This is a genomic window from Paenibacillus sp. 01T422 (assembly GCF_056398785.1).
This window is the reverse complement of the sequence record NZ_JBFTQB010001048.1, coordinates 1-2,900: the sequence shown is the minus strand read 5'-3', so window position 1 is coordinate 2,900 and position 2,900 is coordinate 1. Positions and strand designations below refer to the sequence as shown.

Sequence of the window (2,900 nt, the reverse complement as noted above, 5' to 3'; positions counted from 1 at the left end):
ATCCCATAAGCGCCTGCTTCAAACCTTTTTGCCACTTGGTAAGCAGTAATCAATACCAGCAAAACAACTAACCATAAAAACCACTGATGTTGAATACTATAACTTAACTTCAGTACAACTCTAGTAATTAAAGGCAGTTCCGCATGCAGAGACTCGAACGTGGTTACGAACTGAGGAACAACAGACTTAAGAAGGTAAATTACAGCAACAATAGACAAACCGCCTACCGTCGCCGGATAAGTCATCGCCGACTTAATCTTCTCCCGAGTCACATGCTCCTTCTCAAAAAACTTTGCAAGTCGTTCCAACGTTCCTTCCAAGTCACCCGTCTCTTCCCCAGCCCGAACCATGTTTACAAACATCGGTGGGAAAATCTTTTTATGCTCCGAGATCGAGCTAGAGAAAGAAACACCTTTCGAAATACTCGAAGCAACCTGCACTAGCGCCTTGCGAAGCGGTTTGCTCTCTGTTTGTGAAGCCAAGATCGACGTAGCTTCCACGATATTGACCCCAGCCCTGATCAAAGTCGCAAACTGCCGGCAATACACAATAAAGTGAATTGTTTTTACCGGATTACCGATATAAATCTCCGTTTTTAGGGCTTTAAACTGCTCTTCTTTTACAGAGAGAACGATATAACCTTTCTTTCGAAGCTCCTCAACTGCAGTCGATTTATCAGTGGCAGAAATTTTACCTTTAAGCTGTTTACCACTGCTGCCTCTTACTTCATACAGATACTCTGACATTACATCACACCACCCTCAGCAAGATAAGCTCTTGCTGCGATTGGATCAATAAGTCCTTGCTGCATCTGCTCCTTAATTGACATGTCGAGCGTGTGCATCCCTAGGCTGCGCCCGGTTTGCATAACGCTCTTGATCTGATGAATTTTCTCCGAAGCTGTAACCGCTGCTGAAATCGTTTCAAGATCACGCATTTCACCAACAAGAATAACATCAGGATCTTGCCGCAAAGCTGCTCTTAAGCCATTCGAGAAAGACTTCGTGTCACTTCCTACTTCCCTCTGGTCAATAATGGATGACGAGTGAGTATGAAGAAACTCGATCGGATCTTCCAACGTTACTATATGTTTCTTCTCTGTTCGATTAATGTAATCGATCATAGCTGCCAATGTGGACGATTTGCCGCTTCCCGTCGGCCCAGTCACTAAGACAAGTCCTTGTGGTTTCAACGCTAGGGAGTTTATCACATTAGGCAGCTGAAGCTGTTCTAGGGATGGAATCTTCGTTGGAATCGTACGAATAGCAACACTTACGCGCCCTCTTTGGCGATAGGCATTAATTCTGTACCGAGAACATCCTTCAAGCTCATATGAAAAATCCAACTCTCCAGCTTGATTGAATCGATCAATTTGGTCAGCATTCAAAAGAGCTTCTGCCATGGAACGAGTGTCGTCAGCTTGCAGCGATTCGTTACCAACTTGCTGTAATGTGCCGTGGACGCGAATAATTGGCGGCGAACCTACAGAAAGATGTAAATCTGATGCCTTAGACTCATGCGCAGTTCTTAGTAAACTTACGATCCGCTCTAACGAAATTGACATTTCCCACACCTCCTTTCTCGTTAATAAGCAACCGTTTCTCTGATAACTTCTTGCAGTGTAGTAATACCTTGTCGAACTTTCTGAATCCCATCATCCATGAGCTGAATGAGTCCATGCTCCAGTGCAGCATCGCGCATTTCCTGAACAGATGCCTTGTTGCTAATCAACTGACGCATCGTATCGTTCACGACGAGAATCTCGTGGATGGCTAACCTCCCGCGATACCCAGTACGATTACAGTTGCCGCATCCATTGCCTTTGTGTAGCTTTTCGGCCTGTATCCCTCTGTTATTCATGAAGATCCGCTCTTGCTCCGTAGGCGTATAAACCACCTTGCACTCATGACAAATTCTACGAACAAGCCTTTGTGCAACAACTCCAATTAGTGAAGAAGCAATCAAATACGGCTCTATACCCATATCCCGGAAACGAGTAATCGTACTCACGGAATCATTGGTATGTAGAGTTGACAGTACAAGATGTCCCGTTAAAGATGCACGGATTGCAATTTCTGCTGTCTCAGAGTCCCTGATCTCACCAACCATGACGATATTCGGATCCTGCCGTAAAATGGAGCGCAGACCAGCTGCGAAGCTGAGACCAATAGTAGGATTCACATGCACCTGATTAATCCCTTCTAATTGATACTCTACGGGATCCTCGATCGTAATAATGTTGGCATTCTCTTGATTCAAATGACTAAGTGCAGAATAAAGCGTAGTTGTTTTTCCGCTGCCTGTAGGACCTGTTATAAGTAAAATTCCATAAGGCTGTTCAATCATTTCACGGAAAACACCCATGTTACGCTCCCCGAATCCTAACTGCTCAATCGGCTTAACACCTGTCGATAAGTCTAGAATACGCAAAACTATTTTCTCACCATGAATGGTAGGAAGAGATGAAACACGGATATCTACATGCTTATAATCGACTTGCATTTTGATTCTACCGTCTTGAGGCAATCTACGTTCAGCGATGTTCAGTTTAGCCATAATTTTCAGACGTGCAGTAATGAAACCTTGCATTTGCTTCGGAATTACACGCTCAGTTCTTAGATGACCGTCAACTCGGTAACGAATAACCAGATTCGTCTCACCTGGATCAACGTGAATATCGGAAACTTTTAACTGAACCGCTTGCTGTATCATTTGATTAACCAACCTTACGATTGGAGAATCCTMGTCCGTAATTTCGGTTTCCTTGATATCTTCAGTCGTCGGCATATCTGTCATCATTTGGCTCATTGAATCCTGAAGGCCATAATGACGGGCAATTGCACGCTGCAATTCATCTCTGCTCGTAATAGCCGGTTCTATACGATACCCTGTACTCATTC

The 2,900-nt window shown here is 44.1% G+C and carries 3 protein-coding genes; all 3 read right to left on the bottom strand.

Going from position 1 to position 2,900, the window contains the following annotated elements:
- Nucleotides 1-746, bottom strand: a 746-nt coding sequence (locus tag AC1DUA_RS35315) for a type II secretion system F family protein (protein WP_477504178.1), incomplete at its 3' end; no start/stop codon positions are given.
- Entirely contained in the window at nucleotides 746-1,564 is an 819-nt protein-coding gene (locus AC1DUA_RS35310) for a type IV pilus twitching motility protein PilT (RefSeq protein ID WP_477504177.1), read from the bottom strand. The genes AC1DUA_RS35310 and AC1DUA_RS35315, both read right to left, overlap by 1 nt.
- A gap of 20 nt (nucleotides 1,565-1,584) precedes the next feature.
- A partial coding sequence (locus tag AC1DUA_RS35305; RefSeq protein WP_477504176.1) for a GspE/PulE family protein occupies nucleotides 1,585-2,900 on the bottom strand: 1,316 nt, incomplete at its 5' end.